19 protein-coding genes are annotated in these 19,290 nt (G+C 45.5%); 5 read left to right on the forward strand and 14 right to left on the reverse strand.

The annotated features are described in order from the left end of the window. Window positions 1-9: 9 nt before the first annotated feature. Genes bchL through bchF form a run of 4 tightly spaced genes read right to left on the reverse strand, consistent with a single transcriptional unit; the run spans window position 10 to window position 4,286 of the window. Entirely contained in the window at window positions 10-918 is a 909-nt protein-coding gene (bchL, locus tag LZT22_RS00705; protein ID WP_233923137.1) for a ferredoxin:protochlorophyllide reductase (ATP-dependent) iron-sulfur ATP-binding protein, read from the reverse strand. A gap of 26 nt (window positions 919-944) precedes the next feature. Beyond that, window positions 945-2,513 (reverse strand): ferredoxin:protochlorophyllide reductase (ATP-dependent) subunit B, encoded by a 1,569-nt coding sequence (gene bchB / locus LZT22_RS00710; RefSeq protein WP_233923138.1) that lies wholly within the window; start codon window positions 2,511-2,513, stop codon window positions 945-947. A 1-nt stretch (window position 2,514) separates the two neighbouring features. Next, window positions 2,515-3,801: a ferredoxin:protochlorophyllide reductase (ATP-dependent) subunit N gene (locus LZT22_RS00715; protein WP_233923139.1), complete on the reverse strand. Its 1,287-nt coding sequence runs from the start codon at window positions 3,799-3,801 to the stop codon at window positions 2,515-2,517. After that, window positions 3,798-4,286: a 2-vinyl bacteriochlorophyllide hydratase gene (bchF, locus tag LZT22_RS00720; protein ID WP_233923140.1), complete on the reverse strand. Its 489-nt coding sequence runs from the start codon at window positions 4,284-4,286 to the stop codon at window positions 3,798-3,800. Before bchF ends, LZT22_RS00715 begins: the two co-directional genes overlap by 4 nt. Window positions 4,287-4,492: 206 nt before the next feature. On the opposite strand from bchF, the gene LZT22_RS00725 reads away from it, so the two are divergent. The 5 genes from LZT22_RS00725 (at window position 4,493) to LZT22_RS00745 (ending at window position 9,909) form a co-directional block, all read left to right on the forward strand. Next, the gene (locus LZT22_RS00725; RefSeq protein WP_233923141.1) at window positions 4,493-5,362 is read left to right on the forward strand and encodes a B12-binding domain-containing protein; all 870 of its coding nucleotides are present in this window, start codon (window positions 4,493-4,495) and stop codon (window positions 5,360-5,362) included. Between the two features lie 29 nt (window positions 5,363-5,391). Further along, window positions 5,392-6,807 carry a transcriptional regulator PpsR gene (gene ppsR, locus LZT22_RS00730; protein ID WP_233923142.1) on the forward strand — a complete coding sequence of 472 codons (1,416 nt, stop codon included), beginning with the start codon at window positions 5,392-5,394 and terminating at the stop codon, window positions 6,805-6,807. Further along, a complete protein-coding gene (locus tag LZT22_RS00735; protein WP_233923143.1) occupies window positions 6,808-7,506 on the forward strand; it encodes a spheroidene monooxygenase in 699 nt (232 codons plus the stop codon). Beyond that, window positions 7,448-9,040, forward strand: a complete 1,593-nt coding sequence (crtD, locus tag LZT22_RS00740; RefSeq protein WP_233923144.1) for a 1-hydroxycarotenoid 3,4-desaturase CrtD — start codon at window positions 7,448-7,450, stop codon at window positions 9,038-9,040. The genes LZT22_RS00735 and crtD overlap by 59 nt, the downstream gene beginning before the upstream one ends. A 158-nt stretch (window positions 9,041-9,198) precedes the next feature. After that, entirely contained in the window at window positions 9,199-9,909 is a 711-nt protein-coding gene (locus LZT22_RS00745) for a carotenoid 1,2-hydratase (RefSeq protein WP_233923145.1), read from the forward strand. Window positions 9,910-9,928: 19 nt separating this feature from the next. On the opposite strand, the gene LZT22_RS00750 is transcribed toward LZT22_RS00745, so the two are convergent. The 10 genes from LZT22_RS00750 to bchY form a co-directional block, all read right to left on the reverse strand. After that, window positions 9,929-10,978, reverse strand: a complete 1,050-nt coding sequence (locus LZT22_RS00750) for a phytoene/squalene synthase family protein (RefSeq protein WP_233923146.1) — start codon at window positions 10,976-10,978, stop codon at window positions 9,929-9,931. A 13-nt stretch (window positions 10,979-10,991) separates the two neighbouring features. Continuing rightward, complete coding sequence (locus LZT22_RS00755; protein ID WP_233923147.1) at window positions 10,992-12,524, reverse strand: phytoene desaturase; 1,533 nt, start codon at window positions 12,522-12,524, stop codon at window positions 10,992-10,994. A 32-nt stretch (window positions 12,525-12,556) separates the two neighbouring features. Further along, complete coding sequence (gene pufC, locus LZT22_RS00760; protein ID WP_233923148.1) at window positions 12,557-13,612, reverse strand: photosynthetic reaction center cytochrome PufC; 1,056 nt, start codon at window positions 13,610-13,612, stop codon at window positions 12,557-12,559. Next, window positions 13,609-14,631 (reverse strand): photosynthetic reaction center subunit M, encoded by a 1,023-nt coding sequence (gene pufM / locus LZT22_RS00765; protein WP_233923149.1) that lies wholly within the window; start codon window positions 14,629-14,631, stop codon window positions 13,609-13,611. Before pufM ends, pufC begins: the two co-directional genes overlap by 4 nt. 18 nt (window positions 14,632-14,649) lie before the next feature. After that, a complete protein-coding gene (gene pufL, locus LZT22_RS00770; protein ID WP_233923150.1) occupies window positions 14,650-15,474 on the reverse strand; it encodes a photosynthetic reaction center subunit L in 825 nt (274 codons plus the stop codon). Window positions 15,475-15,555: 81 nt separating this feature from the next. Next, entirely contained in the window at window positions 15,556-15,759 is a 204-nt protein-coding gene (gene pufA, locus LZT22_RS00775; protein WP_233923151.1) for a light-harvesting antenna LH1, alpha subunit, read from the reverse strand. Between the two features lie 9 nt (window positions 15,760-15,768). Continuing rightward, on the reverse strand, window positions 15,769-15,996 hold the full coding sequence (locus tag LZT22_RS00780) for a hypothetical protein (protein WP_233923152.1): 228 nt from the start codon (window positions 15,994-15,996) through the stop codon (window positions 15,769-15,771). A gap of 25 nt (window positions 15,997-16,021) precedes the next feature. After that, window positions 16,022-16,174 carry a light-harvesting antenna LH1, beta subunit gene (pufB, locus tag LZT22_RS00785; RefSeq protein ID WP_233923153.1) on the reverse strand — a complete coding sequence of 51 codons (153 nt, stop codon included), beginning with the start codon at window positions 16,172-16,174 and terminating at the stop codon, window positions 16,022-16,024. A gap of 109 nt (window positions 16,175-16,283) precedes the next feature. Beyond that, a complete protein-coding gene (gene bchZ / locus LZT22_RS00790; RefSeq protein ID WP_233923154.1) occupies window positions 16,284-17,741 on the reverse strand; it encodes a chlorophyllide a reductase subunit Z in 1,458 nt (485 codons plus the stop codon). After that, window positions 17,741-19,276: a chlorophyllide a reductase subunit Y gene (bchY, locus tag LZT22_RS00795; RefSeq protein WP_233923155.1), complete on the reverse strand. Its 1,536-nt coding sequence runs from the start codon at window positions 19,274-19,276 to the stop codon at window positions 17,741-17,743. The genes bchZ and bchY overlap by 1 nt, the downstream gene beginning before the upstream one ends. Between the last annotated feature and the right edge of the window lie 14 nt (window positions 19,277-19,290).

Genomic DNA, 19,290 nt, shown 5'->3' on the forward strand with positions numbered 1-19,290 from the left:
CAGCCTTTATTAATCAAAGCCCAGTAAATCAAATATATCGCGGTCCTTCATTGGCTCAGCTGGCAATGGTGCGGTGCCAACCCAAAGCGCTGCAGCCAAACGCATATATTCTTTTTTTACTGCTTCTAGTTCTGGTGAATCTTCCATCTCAAATAAGGTCGATTTTTTTAAGCGACTACGACGGATGACATCTAAATCGGGGAAATGGGCCATCGTTTTCAAGCCCACCCGTTCATTAAACTTATCGATTTGATCAGTAGCATTACTGCGATTAGCGATCACACCACCTAAACGCACGTTGTAATTTTTCGCCTTAGCACCAATTGCTTGCACAATTCGATTCATGGCAAAGATGGAATCAAAATCATTGGCAGTTACAATTAAAGCGCGATCAGCATGTTGCAAGGGTGCAGCAAACCCGCCGCACACCACATCACCAAGCACATCAAAAATTACCACGTCGGTATCATCGAGTAAGTGATGTTCTTTTAGTAATTTAACCGTTTGACCAACGACATAGCCCCCGCAACCAGTACCAGCCGGTGGCCCACCTGCTTCAACACACATCACGCCGTTGTAACCTTCATAAACAAAATCTTCGACCCGTAACTCTTCCGAATGAAAGTCAACCCGCTCTAAAACGTCGATCACCGTAGGCATTAATTTTTTAGTGAGGGTAAAAGTCGAATCATGCTTTGGATCGCAACCAATTTGAATAACGCGCTTACCTAATTTGGAGAAGGCTACTGATAAATTCGAGGAAGTAGTGCTTTTACCAATGCCGCCTTTACCGTAAACCGCGAATACTTTTGCTTTGCCAATTTTGACGCTCGGGTCAAGTTCAACTTGCACACTTCCCTCGCCATCTGGTGGCCGTACTCGTCCAGTTTGGCTAATTGGTATATTCGTTACTTCCATGGTAAATCCCCTAGGTTATCCGCACATTAGCGGCTGTAATACGCTTTTGCATCGTAAAGTGTTTCAATCGAAATTGTTTGTACGCCCTGTTCCAAAGCAAAACGTTCGGTATTTCGTTTAGCTTTACCGCGCACAAAAAATGGAATCTTTTTCAACTCCGATTGCGCCTCGTCATCCCAAATTGAAATCAACTCTTGCGAATTTGTAGTCATACGAGTTTCTGTCTCAGGCTTCCGCTCTAGTGTCGAGCCATGACCCAAATGAGAAGGCATCGCCTCTTCATGGAATTCACTATCGCCTCTAAACATCCCAATAAGATGCTCTTCTAGGCCCATCATTAATGGATGCACCCAAGTATCAAACAACACATTCGCACCCTCAAAGCCCATTTGTGGCGAGTAGCGTGCTGGAAAATCTTGTACATGAACTGGGGCTGAAATAACCGCACAAGGAATCTTCAGGCGTTTAGCAATGTGTCGCTCCATTTGCGAGCCCAAAATTAATTCAGGCTGTAGTTCAGCAATAGCTCGCTCAACCGTCAAATAGTCATCTGTGATTAAGGCTTCAATGCCGTACAAAGTAGCAGCCTCACGAACCTCGCGGGCTAATTCACGGCTATAGGTACCCAAACCTACAACTTGAAAGCCCATTTCTTCATGCGCTACTTTAGCGGCAGCGATGGCATGGGTGGCATCGCCAAAGATGAAAACCCGTTTATTAGTTAAATAGGTTGAATCAACCGAGAGTGCATACCAACGCGCCCGTGAATTATTGACTAGCGCGTCTACATCGCACTCAATACCAGCTAAAGTGCAAACTTCTTCAATAAATTGGCGCGTGGCTTTAAAGCCAATCGGGATAGTTTTAGTGTTAGCTTGATTGAAGTTACGCGCTAGCCATTGCGCCGCCGAATTGGCAATTTCTGGATAGAGCACCACATTGAAATCGGCCTCATGCAAACGGGCAATATCGCTTGGTCTTGCGCCTAATGGTGCAACAACATTTACTTCAACGCCAATCTGGTTCAGTAAGCGGGTAATCTCGGTCACATCGTCTCGATGCCGAAAACCTAAAGCAGTTGGGCCTAAAATATTACAACGTGGCTTTTGATTGGCGAGTCGGGGGGTTCTTTTCACACCAGGTGCTAAAGCATGTTCAGCGCCTAATAAACGCACCATTTGATAAAACGTTTCTGCTGCGCCCCAATTTTCTTTCTTTTGATAGGCAGGAAGTTCTAAGGGCAAAACTGGTAAGGGTAAATTCAGTGCGGCAGCCAAACCACCAGGATCATCTTGAATTAATTCAGCGGTACATGAAGATCCCACCATAAGGAGTTCTGGCTTAAACCGTTCGTAGGCATTGCGCGCTGCCTCTTTAAATAATTCAGCTGTGTCGCTACCTAAATCACGGGCTTGAAAAGTGGTGTAAGTAACGGGTGGACGACGATGATTACGCTCGATCATGGTGAACAATAAATCAGCATAGGTATCACCTTGGGGCGCATGCAGTACATAGTGCACACCCTCCATGCCGGTTGCAATTCGCATCGCTCCCACATGCGGAGGTCCTTCGTAGGTCCATAAGGTTAGTTGCATATTAGGCGGCCAATTTCAAATGACGTAAGAGCGGACGCGCAAACAATTCAGCCAAGTCGGCAGCCTGATCAAAGCCTTGGATGGGTGTAAAAACCAATTCAATTGACCACTTGCTAGTAATGCCTTCCGCCTCTAGCGGGTTAGCTAAACCCAAACCACAAACGACTAAGTCTGGTTTAATCGCTCGACACCGATCCAGTTGGCGCTCAACATCTTGCCCCTCAGATAATTGCACGCCCTCGGGCAAGAGGGCCAATTCGCTGGCCATATGCTGACGATGTAAATAGGGCACGCCAACCTCGGTTAATACCATATCTAATTCCCGATGTAAAAAACGCGCTAATGGAATTTCTAATTGTGAATCAGGAAAGAAAAAAATGCTTTGGCCGGCTAATTGTGTTTTAAAACGGGCTAAGGCTGAGCTTGCCCGCTGCCTTTTAGGCGCGATTACTAGTTCAAATTGCTCTGCTGGAACCTGCCAAGCCAAGGCAGCAGCAGCAAACCATTTTTCAGTCCCTTCAACCCCAAGTGGAAATGGCGCCTCAAGCCGCTGTGCACCTTTCTCTTCTAGTACTCGCGCGGTATCTGCCAAAAAAGGTTGCGCCAATAAAAAACGGGTATGCGGACCAACGACTGGCACATTACTTGAATTACGGGGTGGGAAAAAACGCACCTGTTCAATTCCTAAATCTTTAAAGATGCGAATAAATTGATCTTCGACCACATCAGCTAGGCACCCCACGACCAATAACTCCGCTGGCGCTTGTGACTGAGCAGCAGTAGGTAGTGGAATATCTTTAGCTAAGGCTGCCAAACAAGCGTCCTCGCCTTGCGTAAAAGTTGTTTCAATACCGCTTCCTGAGTAATTCAGAATGCGCACTTGCGGCATAAAATTTCTACTAAGGCGCTGGGCAGCAGTGGCTAGATCTAATTTAATGACTTCAGATGGGCAAGAGCCCACTAAAAAAAGGAGTTTGATATCGGGACGCCGTTCTAATAGCTCTGCTACTACCCGATCGAGCTCTTCATTCGCATCTGCTAAGCCAGCTAAATCACGATCATCAATAATTGCCGTGGCAAAACGAGGTTCAGCAAAAATCATCACGCCAGCTGCCGACTGAATTAAGTGGGCACAAGTGCGTGAGCCTACTACTAAAAAGAATGCATCTTGGATTTTGCGGTGTAGCCAGATGATTCCAGTTAAACCACAAAAGACTTCGCGCTGCCCGCGCTCTTTAATAATTGGCAACACTTGCCGTTCGACAGGCGGGGAAATGACAGCACTCATGCTGGTAGCCCTTGGTTCATTTGGCGTTTTTCCTGTAAGCGTGCGGCCCGTAATTTCAGAATAAATTGCCCAGCATTAATAACATACGTGAAATAAGCCGCCAAAGCTAAATACATTAATTCCTGCTCTGTTAATAAGCCCATCATTAAGCACACAACATAAGCAGTATGAAGGGCAATGACCAACATGCTAAATACATCTTCCCAATAAAATGCTTTAGCAAAGAGATATTTACCAAAGACCACCTTCTCCCAAATACAGCCCGTTACCATGATGGTATAAAGACAAAAAGTTTTTATTAATACCGAAATATTAGCTGCATCTTCTCCAGAACCAGTCATTAAAAACCGCACCACCAGATACAGGCTAACCAGAAAAACGACGAATTGAACTGGCGCCAATAAGCCCTGCACTAAAGTCCATTTAGTGCGGTCCCGCCTCAGCCGTTGGGCAGGGGTATAGAGGGGTTCATAAGTTCTTGCCATGACGCTTAACCAGGGGCTTCCATTGCTCAATGTGTAAACAAAAGTTTACGCTTTTTCTGTTTTTTAGCCCACTAGGTATCTACCCCTAGTTGATGTAAATAAAATTTGACAGTTGGGCTCTTAATTGCGTAATCTATGGGTATAGCGCACAAGTCTTGGACGGACTCAAGCTTAAATAATTGTTGCGGTGCAATATTTTCACCTCAATGACTGGAGTTTATGTGGATGCACTCAATCGACCTTTACCAACATGTGAAATGTCCACGGCTTCCGATCTTGCGCCAAATGCACTGCAAAAAAACCGGCGTGCTAAACCCAGTTATCTCAAGATGGTGGTTGAAAAAAAGGTATTACCCCGTTTATTGGCCGATCATGCAAATATTAAAAAGTTAAAACTAGAAAATATTACCCAATTGCCGCGGCATGTTTCTGCTCATGAAATTAGTCAGTTTTCGATCTTATTACTAACTACTTCCTATAACGAGTGTCGTGATTACGCTTTACGCTTATGTCATTCGGGTTGCTCAATTAATGAAATTTACTATAGCTTAGCGGTTGATGCGGCAAGAAATTTAGAGTACCTCTGGGAGGTTGACGCCTGTACGTTTGGCTCAACAACTATAGCAATCGGTCATTTGCAAGCTATTTTGCGTGAGCTTAATCCGCTTTTTCATACGCAAGCAGACCTTCACTATCAAACTAAAGGTCATGCCTTTGCCTTTGCAATGCCTCATTCGCAACATACGCTAGGCGTATTTCTGTTAGCTGAAAACCTGATTCAACATGGCTGGAATGTTTTAGCAGCGCCTAAAATTAGTAAAGCAGAAATTCTAGATACTGTTAAAGGGGCTTTTTTCCATTTTGTTGCTATTTCCATCTCCACCTTTAAGCATTGGGATGAGCTAGAGAAAATGATCCCACTCATTCGTAGTCAATCTTTAAACCCTCAATTACACATTATGGTTGGCGGTGCACTTTTTAGAGCGCAGCCCCAATTACTTGATCAATCGAGTGCCGATAGCTGCACTAGTGATCTTGATGAAGCCATTAAAACGGCGGCAAGCCTAGTAAAATAGTGGGTTAAATCAGTCCACCAAGGCATGTCTTGTCGTCATCAACCCTAAATCCCCTCCTTCATATTGGCTCGCTCGCGCCACAGGAGGTAGCAACGGTCATTCAAGCTGGGTCAGATCTAGCGATTGTGATGGATGAGCAAGGCATCATTCTAGGTTTGGCCTTCGGCAATTCTGAGCTCTACAGTAAAAATCTTCAAGCTTGGGTAGGACAAAACTGGGAAGACACAGTTTCGATCGAAAGTCGTATTAAAGTTAAAACTCTACTTAAAGACGCAAAAGAAACGGGCACTTCACGACTGCGACAAATCAATATTGCTATTCCTGGGGCCACTGATTTGCCATTTCTCTGTGCCACTATTTATTTACCCAGTAGTCGGCGAATTGTGGCTTTGTACCGAGATTTGCGTGAGGTATCTTTATTACAGCAACGCTTAATTGATGCCCAACAAACTATCGAGCTCGACCATGCGCGTCTGCGGGAAATGGAAACGCGTAATCGTATTTTATTTGAAATTGCCTCTAGTGAAAATATTGTTATAGATAGTATTCATTTTAAAATTTTAGAAGCAAATGCTCGGTTTGTTGAAATTGTGGGGGAACCCATAAAAAAAATTATTGGAAAATCTTTTCTTGATTACTTGGCTAAAAAAGATCTTGATGCCGTACGTACGGCCTTAACCAAAGCTAGCTATGGTAGCGAAAAAATTGAATTCAATGCAACTTTTAATAGCAGTAATGTATTTTTAATTGCAGCGCCCTTTCGAAGCGCAAATCAATCCTTAATTTTGATCACCATGAAGACAGTACAAGATACTGAAATTGCTGGAATTAATAGTAGTCAAGCGCTCGCTTTATTTGCCTTGGAAAATTCAGCTGATGCTTTTGTGGTTACCAATTTACAGGGCATGATTATGAGTACTAATCATGCTTTTCGTAAAATGATTATGGTCGAAAAGCCAGAGCAGCTACTCCATGAATCGCTGGAGATTTGGCTCGAACGGGCCAGCATTGATTTAAAGGTGATGCTATCTAATTTACAAGCAGAACGAACTATTAAATTATTCGCAACTGCCATTCGTGATGCCTTTGGAACTTTTCATCCTGTTGAAATATCTGCGTCTGCTATGGCTAGCCCCAAAACCTGTATCGGCTTCTCAATACGCGAGGTTGGCTCCCGCATTCGGCCCCAATATCAAGTTGGTGAAGGTATCTCGCGGTCGAATGAAGAGTTAACCCAACTAGTTGGTCGCCTACCATTAAAAGAAATTCTGAATGAAACTACCGATTTAATTGAAGAGTTATGTATTAAGGCTGCGCTTGATTTATCACGAGGTAATCGCGTAGCTGCTTCTGAAATGCTTGGCTTATCGCGCCAAAGTCTTTATATCAAACTGAGAAAATTTGGTCTTAATGACGGCTCTAAAGAGAATGATTTGGAGCAATAAGTGTCCAATCTAATGGGTGCACCAGTGGCAATCATGGCTTTAGTCAAAATCGCTGAAGATGCAAAATTGAGCGGTATTGCCAAGCTAATGTTTGGCCGTTATCAACTTGGGTCTGTACCTGGCTTACAACTAATTAAATACTTAGGATCAGGGGTGAATGGGGGCTTCTCAGTAAAGCCAAGCGCCCTTCATCAAGGTATTTTTGCGGCTTTTAATAACCAACAAGAAGCCGAACAATTTTTACATGGGTCGGCATTATTGCATTGGTATCGTGATCATGCCGATGATTTTTTTACTACGCAATTGCAGACCTACTCTTGCAAGGGCAGTTGGGGGGGTAAGTCGCTGCCAATTTATGATGCCCAAATTCCAACAGGGGCTATTGCCTCACTCACCCGAGCTTCGATTAAACCTTGGTATGCACAACAATTTTGGAGCAAAGCGCCGCCTGCTGAAACCGAGCTAAAACACACTTCAGGTTGTCTTCTGGCGGCGGGAGTAGGTGAGGCGCCACTCTTAAGGCAGGCTACCTTTACGATTTGGGAATCTGAAGTTGCTATGAATGACTATGCCCGCTCAGGCAGTCATTTAAAAGCGATTCAAGCAGCCCATCTTCATCATTACTTTTCTGAATCGATGTTTGCCCGCTTTAAGCCGATCAACCCTCAAGGTAGCTGGGGCGGTCACGCGTTTGGATAAGTCAACAGTTATTGTTGTTGGTGGTGGAATCGGTGGCCTTGCTAGCGCCTTAGCACTAGCTTGTGCTGGGCTTGAAGTGACGGTGATTGAAAAGGAATCCTCCTTAGGTGGAAAAATTCGGCAGATTCAAGCCGGTGAGCAAGCGATCGATTCAGGCCCTACTGTTTTCACCATGCGCTGGGTATTTGACGAGCTTTTTCGTCAAGCCGGCACCAGCCTAGAAGATGAAATGCAGATTTCACCTTTAGCTGTTTTAGCTCGCCATGCATGGAGTAAAGATGAGATGCTTGATTTATTTGCCGACCGCATGCAATCAGCTGAAGCTATTGCACAATTTTCTTCGCGAGCCGAAGCAAACCGCTTTCTTGATTTTTGTAGTCAAGCTAGCCAACTGTATCAGGCCTTAAAAAAACCATACATGCTTTCTGGGCGGCCAAGCATGAGCAGTATGATGGCTAGCTTAGGGACTTCGGGTTCAAAGGTATTATTTGATATTGGCTTGTTTAGCAATCTCTGGAAAACTTTAGGTCGCTACTTTCATGATCCGCGTTTGCGTCAGCTCTTTGGGCGCTATGCCACATATTGTGGCTCCTCTCCTTTTGAGGCTCCTGCTACTTTAATGCTCATTGCCGAAGTAGAAATGCAAGGCGTCTGGAGCGTCGCCGGTGGTATGTCTACTTTAGTGAAGACCCTACAACGACTTGCAGAACAAAAAGGGGTGCGTTTCATAACAGGTCATCCATGTACTGAAATTTTATTGAATAATCGACGCGTCTGCGGTGTACGTCTTGATAATGATGACGTTCATTACGCCCATTCGATTATTTTTAATGGCGACGCCCGAGCGCTTCAAGTGGGCTTATTGGGTGCGGGACTGAAAAATGCTAGCACGATTGATCGCCAGGCGACACCATCACTCTCCGCCTTAACTTGGTCGATGGTAGCTAAACCCAAAGGATTTCCGCTTCTACGGCATACTGTCTTTTTTAATGCAAACTATCAAGCTGAATTCGATGACATTTTTCTTCGCCAGCAGTTGCCTCAACAGCCAACAGTTTATATTTGCGCGCAAGATCAAACCGATGTCCATCTTGATTATCCCCATGAACAAGGTATCTTTTGCTTAGTCAATGCGCCAGCACACCTAAGCCCGCGACCCGAACTCACTACCGAGGAGATTGAAGCATGCGAAAGTCAGGCATTCGCTTTATTAAAACAATGTGGTCTCGAGCTCAATCCCAATTTCAACACGGTAACGCGTACTTCGCCGCATACCTTCAGTCAGTTATTTCCGGCAACGGGTGGAGCACTCTATGGAACAGCCAGCCATGGTTGGATGGGCGTCTTCAAACGGCCTGCCGCGCAGAGCACTATTCCGGGCCTTTATCTAACGGGGGGGAGCGTCCATCCAGGGGCGGGAGTGCCCATGGCCGCCCTATCGGGACGCATGGCGGCCGCAACCCTGATGGGTCACCTCGGTTTGATCAAGCCCTCGGGAAAGGAGCTTATCTCTGGTGGTATCTCGATGCCCTGAGCGATGATCGCCAACATGGCATTGTCATTATTGCTTTTGTAGGCAGTGTTTTTTCACCCTACTATGCGAAAGCCCATAAAAAAACGGGGCAAGGCGATCCTGAAAATCACTGCACGCTAAATGTCGCAATTTATTCGCCAGGAAAAAAGCGTTGGACTATGACCGAAAGAAGTGCGCGCAGTGCATGCCGCAGCGCTAATGAGTTTGTCATTGGCCCAAGCTCATTACGCTGGGATAAAGATTGCCTCACCATTGAAATCAGAGAACGGGCAGTGCCCTTTGGTCAAGCTGTTCGTGGCACAGTTCGAATCTATCCAGAACAACTGTTTAATTTTTCAACTGCCCTTGATGATCAAGGTCGTCATCGCTGGGGGCCGCTTGCCCCAAGAGCACGCGTCCAGGTTGAACTGAGTAAGCCTGATTTACATTGGCAAGGCAATGGGTATTTAGATTCCAATGAAGGCGATGGCCCGCTAGCACCCGATTTTCATGAGTGGGATTGGTCGCGCGCCGAATTGAGTGGCAAACGTACTGCAGTCATATATGATGTGCGCCAAAAAAATGGGGTGGAAAAATTGCACGCTCTCCTCTTCCATCCAGATGGTCGCGTTGAACCCTTTGTGCCACCCCCACGGCAAACTCTACCCAAAACTGCTTGGCAAATTCAACGACAGATGCGCAATGCTGATCAGCCTTCATTGAAATTAATACAAACCCTAGAAGATACGCCGTTTTATGCTCGTTCGATTTTGTCTTCAGAGTTATTAGGCGAGCCAGTGATTTCATTTCATGAAACCCTCAATGTGCCTCGCTTCGCCTCACCAATTGTGCAATGGATGTTAGCTTGGCGAATGCCGCGAATACGCTAAAAATGCAGTCATTAGATAATTAGGCAGCCATTTTTTGTGCTGCTACTGCTACCTTCGCTTGCTCACGACGCCGCATTTCAACCCGCTCTAATAAATTCACCACCCAAACGATACGTTCGTGAATTGAACCACCATAATGAGGTTGATGCGGTGCTTTAATAACTGCTTGAATTAAATATTGACTTGCAGGATGTGCTGGAATGAAGCGTTTGCTCCAATTGCGCTTAGCAGTAACTAACATCGCGCGACTTAATAGATGCATTTTTTTCTGGCTCGATACAATCGCACGTAGGGCTATAGAATTCAACTGGTTTTGTTCTATTTGACGGCCAATTTCAGCATAAATTAAGCGCGCTGCTTGAATTGCTGGGCGGCAATCCCAGGGTAGGTTAGTTATACCAATTTCGGCTTGCTCGTATAAAGCATCTGCTTGCTTTAAGAGGCGCTCGACTACTCTGGCAATGGCAGGATTAAATTGGGGATTTTTAAGCCATTGATCGGGATCAATTCCTTCTTCTACCAACCAACTACGCGGCAAATATAAGCGGCCATTGCGCGCATCTTCGCCAACGTCACGCGCGATATTAGTTAGTTGCATTGCCAAACCAAGATCACAAGCACGGGCTATGATTGCTGGATCACGCTTGCCCATCAGCAGGCACATCATCGCCCCAACTGAACCAGCAACGCGTGCGCAATAATCTAATAAAGCATCCAGAGTGACGTACTGGCGATGTTGGCTATCCCATTCATAACCCTCAATGAGTGCTTGTAATAATTCTTGGGGAATATCGTAATAACGGACTACTTCAGCTAAGGCCCGATCAGCCGCTTGATAGTCTGGCTTACCTTGATAAATACGCTCTAAGCGCTTACATAAGCCCACAATAGCATCGGGTTTTGCATCAATCGCATCGGCAATATCATCCGTCAGACGACAAAAGGCATAGAGTGCGATGGCTGGGTCGCGTACCCGTTTGGGCAAAAGACGTGATGCAGCAAAAAATGATTTTGAGCCAACTCGCATCGTTTCAGTGCACTGGGCAACATCGTTACTAAATTGACTCATCCAGCATTCTCCTTTAAAGGCTGCAAACTTTAGGTGGTTGATGAATAGCCTTTGGTACAACCGACATCAAGGCTTTAGCAGAAGATAAAACCCCAGGAATGCCTGCGCCAGGATGCGTACCTGCGCCCACCATAAAAAGTCCCTGTACATCTTCGCTGCGATTGTGGGGTCTAAACCAAGCACTTTGTAGCAAGAGTGGCTCGAAACCAAAGGCCGCACCTTTTACTGACAGTAAGCGATCTTGAAAATCTTGCGGCGTCATACAAAAAGAGGTTTTAAGATGCGCTTGAAACCCTGGCATGACTGTGGCCTCTAAATAATCAGCAATTTTTTGACGATACGTTTCTGCATATGCCTGCCAATCGGTACCGCTATCTAAATTCGGAACCGGTGATAAAACATAAAAAGTATCACAACCCATCGGACCTAAAGAGGGATCCGTAGCAGTGGGTCGATGCAAATAAAGACTAAAGTCGTCAGCTAATATTTTGCGTTTAAAAATATCCGTTAATAATTCTTTATACCGCTTACCCAATAAAATCATATGATGTGGAATATCGTGATACTGTCGATCAATGCCAAAATACCAAACAAATAAACTCATTGAATACTTGCTTTTCATTACTTTCTGATCAGTCCATACCCGACGGTGTTCGGGATCAATTAATTTTTGATAAGTCCATGCCGCGTCGGCATTCGAAACGACGATATCAGCAGCTATAAAACTGCCATCAGCCGTAGTGATACCAGTTGCCTGGCCATTTTTTACGACAATTTTCTTCACTTCAGTATTGCATTCAATCTCGACGCCCTGATCGCGTAATAGCCTAACTAAGCCCTGAATAATTGCGCCAGTACCACCCATTGCTGAAAAAACTCCATGCCTTCTTTCAAGTGAATTAATTAAGGCATACACGGCTGTTACAGAAAATGGATTACCGCCAATTAATAGTGGGTGAAAACTCATTACTTGACGTAATTTCGGGTTTTTAAAATACCGCGCTACCAACGTATAAATACTTTCCCATGCTTTCATGCGCATCATAGATGGAATGGCGGCAAGTAAATCTTTCAGCGAATCAAAAGCGACTGAACTTAAATCTTCAAAACCCAACTTATAGCATTTCTCAGCCTCTTGAAGAAACTGATCAAATCCCACCAAATCTTCAGGCGCAAACTTGGCGACCTCTTGACGCATTTGCGCTAAGTTACCGGTGTAATCAAAGTAGGTACCATCGTCAAAACGAATCCGATAAAACGGGTCCATTAAACGTAAATCAACATCGTCACTCAATTTTTCGCCACATAGCTCCCAGAGCTCTTCCAATAAAAATGGCGCTGTAATAATCGTGGGGCCGGCATCAAAAGTAAAGCCATCTTTTTTAAAGACCGACGCTCTACCACCTGGCGCAGCCAGTTTCTCAATAACCCGTACCCGATAGCCATGATGAGCTAAGCGAATTGCCGCAGCTAAACCACCAAAACCGCTGCCAATGACTAAGGCAACGGGTCTAGTGTCATCATGAATAACCGTCTTTTTCAACATAAATACGAGTAGTCTTACGGTCTACCGTAAGACTATTTCACCGAAGTATTGCTTACACTGGCAGCCGCTGCTGCAGTAGTTATGCCACTGCCACGTAAGTAAGGGTAATCAGTCAACATCGAAACACCGTACAAAGGCTTGTACGCACCCTGATGACAAGTGCCACAATTTGCCTTGGCAACATCGCCAGTTGGACCCAAGCGATGGGCTGGAAATACCTTGGTTAGCGGGACCATAAAATTATTATTAATATCACGCGCCATACGAATTCCATACCAAGCAGTTGAGCGCTGTGGCGGGCTTTCTTCCCAGCTAGCAATAGCGCGCGTGTTATGGCAATAAGTGCAATTTACTCCCAATGACTTCGACATATGAATCATCAGACCAAAGGTCTTTTCTGTCTCTTTAATATTGCGCTTGTTATTGGTACGCAAAGCGGTATCACCCTCGACCCGAATCATGCTGTCCTTTAACAAAAATGGTGTAAATGGATCATAGGGCAAACTAGAAAGCCCAACTGATTGACTTGGCGTATTTTGGCCGTCTTTATTACCTAACCAACCATTACCCTGCTTTTGTTCGGGGGCAGTAAACCATACTTGCTGAGGAATATTATTCCCCCGGTGACAGGTATAGCATGTCACACCGGTTTGCTTAACGTGGCTTTGCCAATCACCGTTAATCCGTTGGTTCATTTGAATCATGCGACGTGCAACGACCTTGGTGTACTTACTATCATCAGCAAAATTTTCAACATTGTGGCAATAAGCACAGCCTTGTTGTGGTGATACCCAACTCGTCATCGAAACCATAAAGGTTGTAAATTGCGCGGTACTTAAATTCCCTAAGACTTTGACATTTTTATATGCAGTGGCTGCCTTGGGTCCATCTGCTGGCACTGGATAAGAAGCGGGTACCACATTGTTAGCGGCTTGCGCAGCCAAGGTACGAGGGTTATATATTTCATCCATTCCGGTGCCGCGATAGCCATGCTGCACACCTTCTATTGGAGGTCGCTCACAACCTACTAAGACCAGCATGCTACACAGCAATAGCAGCAGACTGAGTTTGGCATAAATAATCTTCATGGTTTCATCCCCTGCATTGGAATTTGTGGCACTGGTGGTGGTGGCGCGACAAATGTACTGGCAGGATCAACCGTAATGCCCCCAAAAACATTCGGGTAGGCTGGGGCCACATGGTGTTTTACTGCCCACAAGTACCAGTTATCGACAACCGTGCCGGTTAAAAGAATACCAATGCCGCCGACTAATGGCGTGAGCACTGCAAACCACCAAGCCCAACGATGAATTGATTCCATGGTGGCGTTAAAGCCCATCGTCCAGCGCCAAAATAAAGCCGCTCTTTCTGAGGCAGTACCACGATCAACGATCTGCTCTATTTCACGCTCGCCGCCAAAACGGGACACAGCCAAAATTGTTCCCGCGTGCATCGCAAATAACAGCACCGAGCCATAGAGGAAGGCAATTGAAAGCATGTGGAACGGGTTATAAAACAAATTACCATAACGTAAAGAAAAAGCGGCAGTCCAATCGAGGTGCGAGAAGACGCCAAATGGCACGCCCTCGCTCCAGCTTCCCATCAGTAATGGCCGTAAAAATCCTAAAACTAAAAAGAGCCAAATAGCCGCTAAAAATCCCCAAGCCACATGTGTTCCCATGCCTAATGCAACTGCACGCCGATAGGTGCGCAACCACCATAATAAAATTGCAAGGGTCAAAAAGAAACCGGCCATCATCCACCAACCACCTTCAGCTAAAGGCATAAATAATTTCAAGCCATATTTAGGATGGGGTGGATCCAAAGAAAGCCAAAATAATTGCTTAACAAACTGAATCGGACTCCAATTCACTGAGGCCAGCATATTCCAGCCCATGATTTGAATTGCAATAGTGCCAAAAAATAAGGAAGCTATTCCGAGCCAACCCAAATAAATCGGACCAATTTGGGCGTTACCAAGACGCCCTATTAAATGAAATAAGAAGGGTTTACCGATACGATTCCGTTGCTCATATCGATCTAAGGGTATGCCGTGATGAATGGGACCAACGACCTGCACTTGGGTAAAGAGATTTTGATATTCCATATTGTTTTTCCCTTAGGCCTATCGCCAAATTGGTAAATTCAACCACCAACCCCACCATTCTGGCCAACCACGAGTCCAAAATGGGCCGCTAATTACAATACAAACGGCACTCCAAAATACTGCCGCCAAGGCCAAGAACAAACCAAGGCGATGAATTCCAAGGGTCCCAACCGAGTAACCAATAAAATCCCTAAAAAAAGTATCTTCGTGTTCTGGTGTCTTAACTGGTTGTCCTTTTTGCGGATTAGTAGAAGACAAAACTAAACCACCATGCATACATAAAGCTAAGGTAGTCGTAAAAAATAATGTCACCGCAATCATGTGTGCAGGGTTGTAATGAAAATGTAGATATTGATAACCTGTGTTTGAAACCCAATCAAGATGGCTCAAAATGCCATATGGAAAACCATAACCCCAGGCGCCCATTAATACTGGGCGGATCACAACCAAAGTGAAATAAGCAAAAACTGCCATCAGATAAGCAAAGGGGACATGCAAGCCCATCCCTAATTTGCGACAGATTTCAATTTCGCGCAAAGCCCACGAACCAAATGCACCCAGCGCACAAATCGTAACCAGTTGCCACAGACCGCCTTCCATCAAGGGAGCGAAATGCAAACCGTATTTCAGGTCGGGCGGGGCAATATTAATTTGCCACAGATTCCAAGTGGGTCCTTGAGATGCTCCCCATAAAATCATTGCCGTTCCAAGAAAGGCAAAAAATACGGTGGTAATACCAAAAAAACCAACGTAAAAGGGGCCGACCCAAAAGTCAAAAAGGTCGCCACCAATTAAAGTGCCCCCACGAACTCGGTACTTTCTCTCAAAACTCAGCATTGCCATTTTTACTTCCCCCCTTCTAGGAATTCAGATAAGACAAGGCTTAAGCTTCTTGTCTTATCTGTCTTCGTTCGCATACAGCAATTACTTCCCAGCAGGTACAGCTGGTGGTGTTGCAGAACCTGCAGATTCAGCAGCCTTGAACTGAGCCTGGTTCATGCCATCCAACCAGTTATAGCGCACAGTACTAAGCAGGATTAAATGAATCATGGCGGCTAATCCAAACAGAAAAATTCCTTGAATTACCATAGCGCGCAATGGGTCATATAGTTTCCATATTCTCCACATACTTTTCTCCTAAGTTAAATACGACATAAAGCTATATACCGCTGTACTTGCATCCCGTGCCACAGAATGCTTCCCTTCTTCAATTGGTAGCCAAGAGCTCCATTGTTTAGGCAAAAATTTTGCTGATAGGCAAATTACAAAAAACACCATAAAGCCTGAGAAAAAAATTGCTTTAAATTGCAAAGAATTCTTTTCCAGAAAATCCTGATCGGTATTCTCTAAAGTGATATTTTTCATATGTATACCTCCCGCTAATTTCTGCTTAATGGAACCAAGGACGCCAAGCCCACACCAAAATGTGTGCAACCACTGCAACTGCTACAAACCCAACTAGGCCTTGGACATAAAACTGATTGAATTCCTTGGCTTCGTCGTCGGTGAGACCAGAGATTGAGTCTGTTCTGTTATCACTCATACGAGATCACTCCTTAAAATGGCCTTTCGACCGTTACCGCGCAAAGCCCGCGCGCCATGGGCAGATGGCTTACTGCTGCCAAATTTTGGAAAGCGGATGGGGTTCAGCTTCATACTGTTTCTCCCACTGAAATTTCTGGGCAAGAGATGCGCACCCGCTCTAAAGTAATCTGTTCTTCATTAGCTGTTTCAGCAGCCCGCTCAACTCGATCACGCAATAATTTCGCCGCTGAAATTTGCACTAATACCGGCTGGGCTTGGACATAATCGGCAACGGCTTTTTGAGCGTCTGCTGCCCATTGCAAATTAGCCAATAACTTTTGCCGTACCAAGGTGGCGTCAACCTTATCCATCTCAGTAGCTAAAGGAATAATATGAAATAGTGCATCAAATAAACCATTGCAAAATTCTTGAATTAGGTAGGTTGCGCCGGCATAACCCATAAAAGGCGTACCTGTATGGCGGCGAATTAATGCTCCCGGATATGAGGCGGGAATAAACGTGGCCTTTGAACCAATTTCACTTAAATACATGCGCTCGTTGTAACTACCATACATAATCAGCGGCGTTTTTTCTTTGGTCAATTTCCGCACTTCTTCATTATTCGTTTTTTCACCAGGTTTACGCGCCACGGCAAAATTACAGGGCATCCCCATTTCGTCTTCAAAGAAATGGCGAATGCCACGAGAATAGGTCTCGTTCGCTACTACCGCAAAACTAGCCGTGCCAAAAAAATCTTGTGTAACCGAGCGCCACAAATCCCAAATAGGTTTAATCGTTGTGTGCTTCTCCCGTTCAATAAAAGGCTCGGGATCCAACCCAAGATGCTCACCTAGAGTACGTAAAAATTGAGTCGTGCTATGCAAACCAATGGGGGCTTGTAAATACGGACGATCTAAGGCCTCACATAACATCCGTCCAAACTCGCGATACATACAAATATTCACATCAGCATCAACTAAGCGCGCGACATCGGCCAGATGACCACCTAAAGGAAAAACCAAATTAATTTCAGCGCCAATACCTTCTACTAAGCGGCGAATTTCAGCTAAATCGCTTGGCATGTTGAAAGTGCCGTAACAAGGGCCAATAATATTGACGCGGGGTTTTTCGCCAGATTTTTTAGGTGGGCGGGTGGGGACCGTCTTGATGCCGTACTCACTCCACAACCAAAACATCGCACGATTCGCGCATTGCCACTGATCCTCATCAATCGTCCGCGGCAAGAAGCGTTGAATATTAGTGCCTTCTGGCGTTACTCCACCACCAATCATTTCGGCAATCGAGCCAGTAACAACCACTGCAGGTAAATCGGGGTCTAAGGTTGCATGAGCCCGTTTCATTGCACCTTCTGTACCTTCTCGTCCCAATTGTTCTTCGGCTAAACCGGTTACTACAATAGGTAACTCATGGGGTGGCAAGGCATCGGTGTAATGCAATACTGAGGTGACTGGTAAATTTTCACACCCAACTGGTCCATCAATGACAACTTGCAAACCTTTAATGGACGTAAAAACATAGACAGCGCCCCAATATCCGCCAGCACGGTCGTGATCAATGACAAACATTACATCATCTCCTCAGCTTTGCGCTTCTTGATTTTTTTCTCGAGCTTACGGCGGGTTTCTGCTTTGAACTCGGGGCGATCTACCGGCACATCCTCCCAAACTCCGGCTGCATAGCCACTTCCCACATTGCCAAAAAAAGCTTTCATCTCATCAAAGCGAGTTTGATTCTTGAGGGCTGCGTTAATCACTTGTGCTAATGACCCCGCACCAGCGGGTCCCATTAAGGGCCGTGCAGAAATTAAATTGGTGAAATATAAAGCGGGAATAGAGGCTTGTTTAGCAGCCTGCACTACCGGAGTCGTGCCAATCGCTAAATCTGGTTGGTACTCAGCCATCGCCGCTAAATCTTGCTCAAGTGACGCGCGAAACACTACTTGCACCCCTTTTGCCTCGAGCCACTCGAGGTCAGCTTGACTCCATTCTGTTCGCGGACAGGCAGAACCAACGTAGCGCACCTCGGCTCCACTTTCTATGAGTAAGCGGGCAACTAATAATTCCGAGCCTTCATAACCACTGACGTTAATGCGTCCTTTAATTGGTGCTGCGCCGAGCACACCTTTAATAGCGGGTAAAAATTTATTTTGTGCAGCAGCAATTTTTTCAGCGCTGGTATTCGTTGCCGCACCAATTGCCGCCAACCAATTTGCAGTACCTTCATAGCCTACTGGGGCTGAACCCACAATGGGTCGACCCGCCGCTTGAAATTCACGAATACTAGCGGTGTAAAAGGGATGAATCGCCCCAACGACTGCACAATCAAGGGCTTGGTATAACTCACGCCATTCGCGAGTAGGCACGGTAGCGCCGACAGCCAAATCCATTGGATCTAGCAACATGCCGATTACGGCGGGATCAGCCGGAAACATTTCACCTAATAAAGTGACAGTGGGTTTGGTCTGTTTACCTGAGCGTGGTGCTGGTACCGGTCCAGCGAGAATTTCATTACGTGCATATTGCAACATCGCCCCAGCCAAAACATCTTTTGCTTCAGCATGGGTTGGCACACCAAAACCTGGGACGTCAATACCAATAATGCGTACGCCATTAATCTCTTTGGGTAGCAATTGCAATGGCACGCCACTAGCAGTGGGCACGCATAAATTAATAATCACAATGGCATCATATTTATCGGGGTCAGCTTCTTTGTAAACCGCCTCGCGAATATCTTCAAACAACTTACCCGTGACTAATGATTCTGAATTAAATGGCACATACCCCACGCTACGCCGCGCGCCGTAAAAATGCGATGTAAACGTTAAGCCATAAACACAGCATGCTGATCCTGATAGGATCGTTGCGGTTCGCCGCATTCTTAGACCCACTCTTAAAGAACCAAATGCGGGGCACATACTTTGGGGCTGGTCGTGTGGTCCCTTTGGGTAATCTTTTTCATACTGCTGCAAAATTGCTGTTTTACCTGCCGCGCGTGCAGCTACATTCATCTGCTCCTTGCCAGCATGACAGCCCACACCATCGCCTAAAGCTGGATCGACAAGCAGCTTTTCTGGCACGATTGGAATAGTTGCGGTAGTCATCTGCGGCTCAATAT

The organism is Polynucleobacter sp. IMCC 29146 (genome assembly GCF_021395195.1).
Taxonomy (GTDB): domain Bacteria; phylum Pseudomonadota; class Gammaproteobacteria; order Burkholderiales; family Burkholderiaceae; genus Polynucleobacter.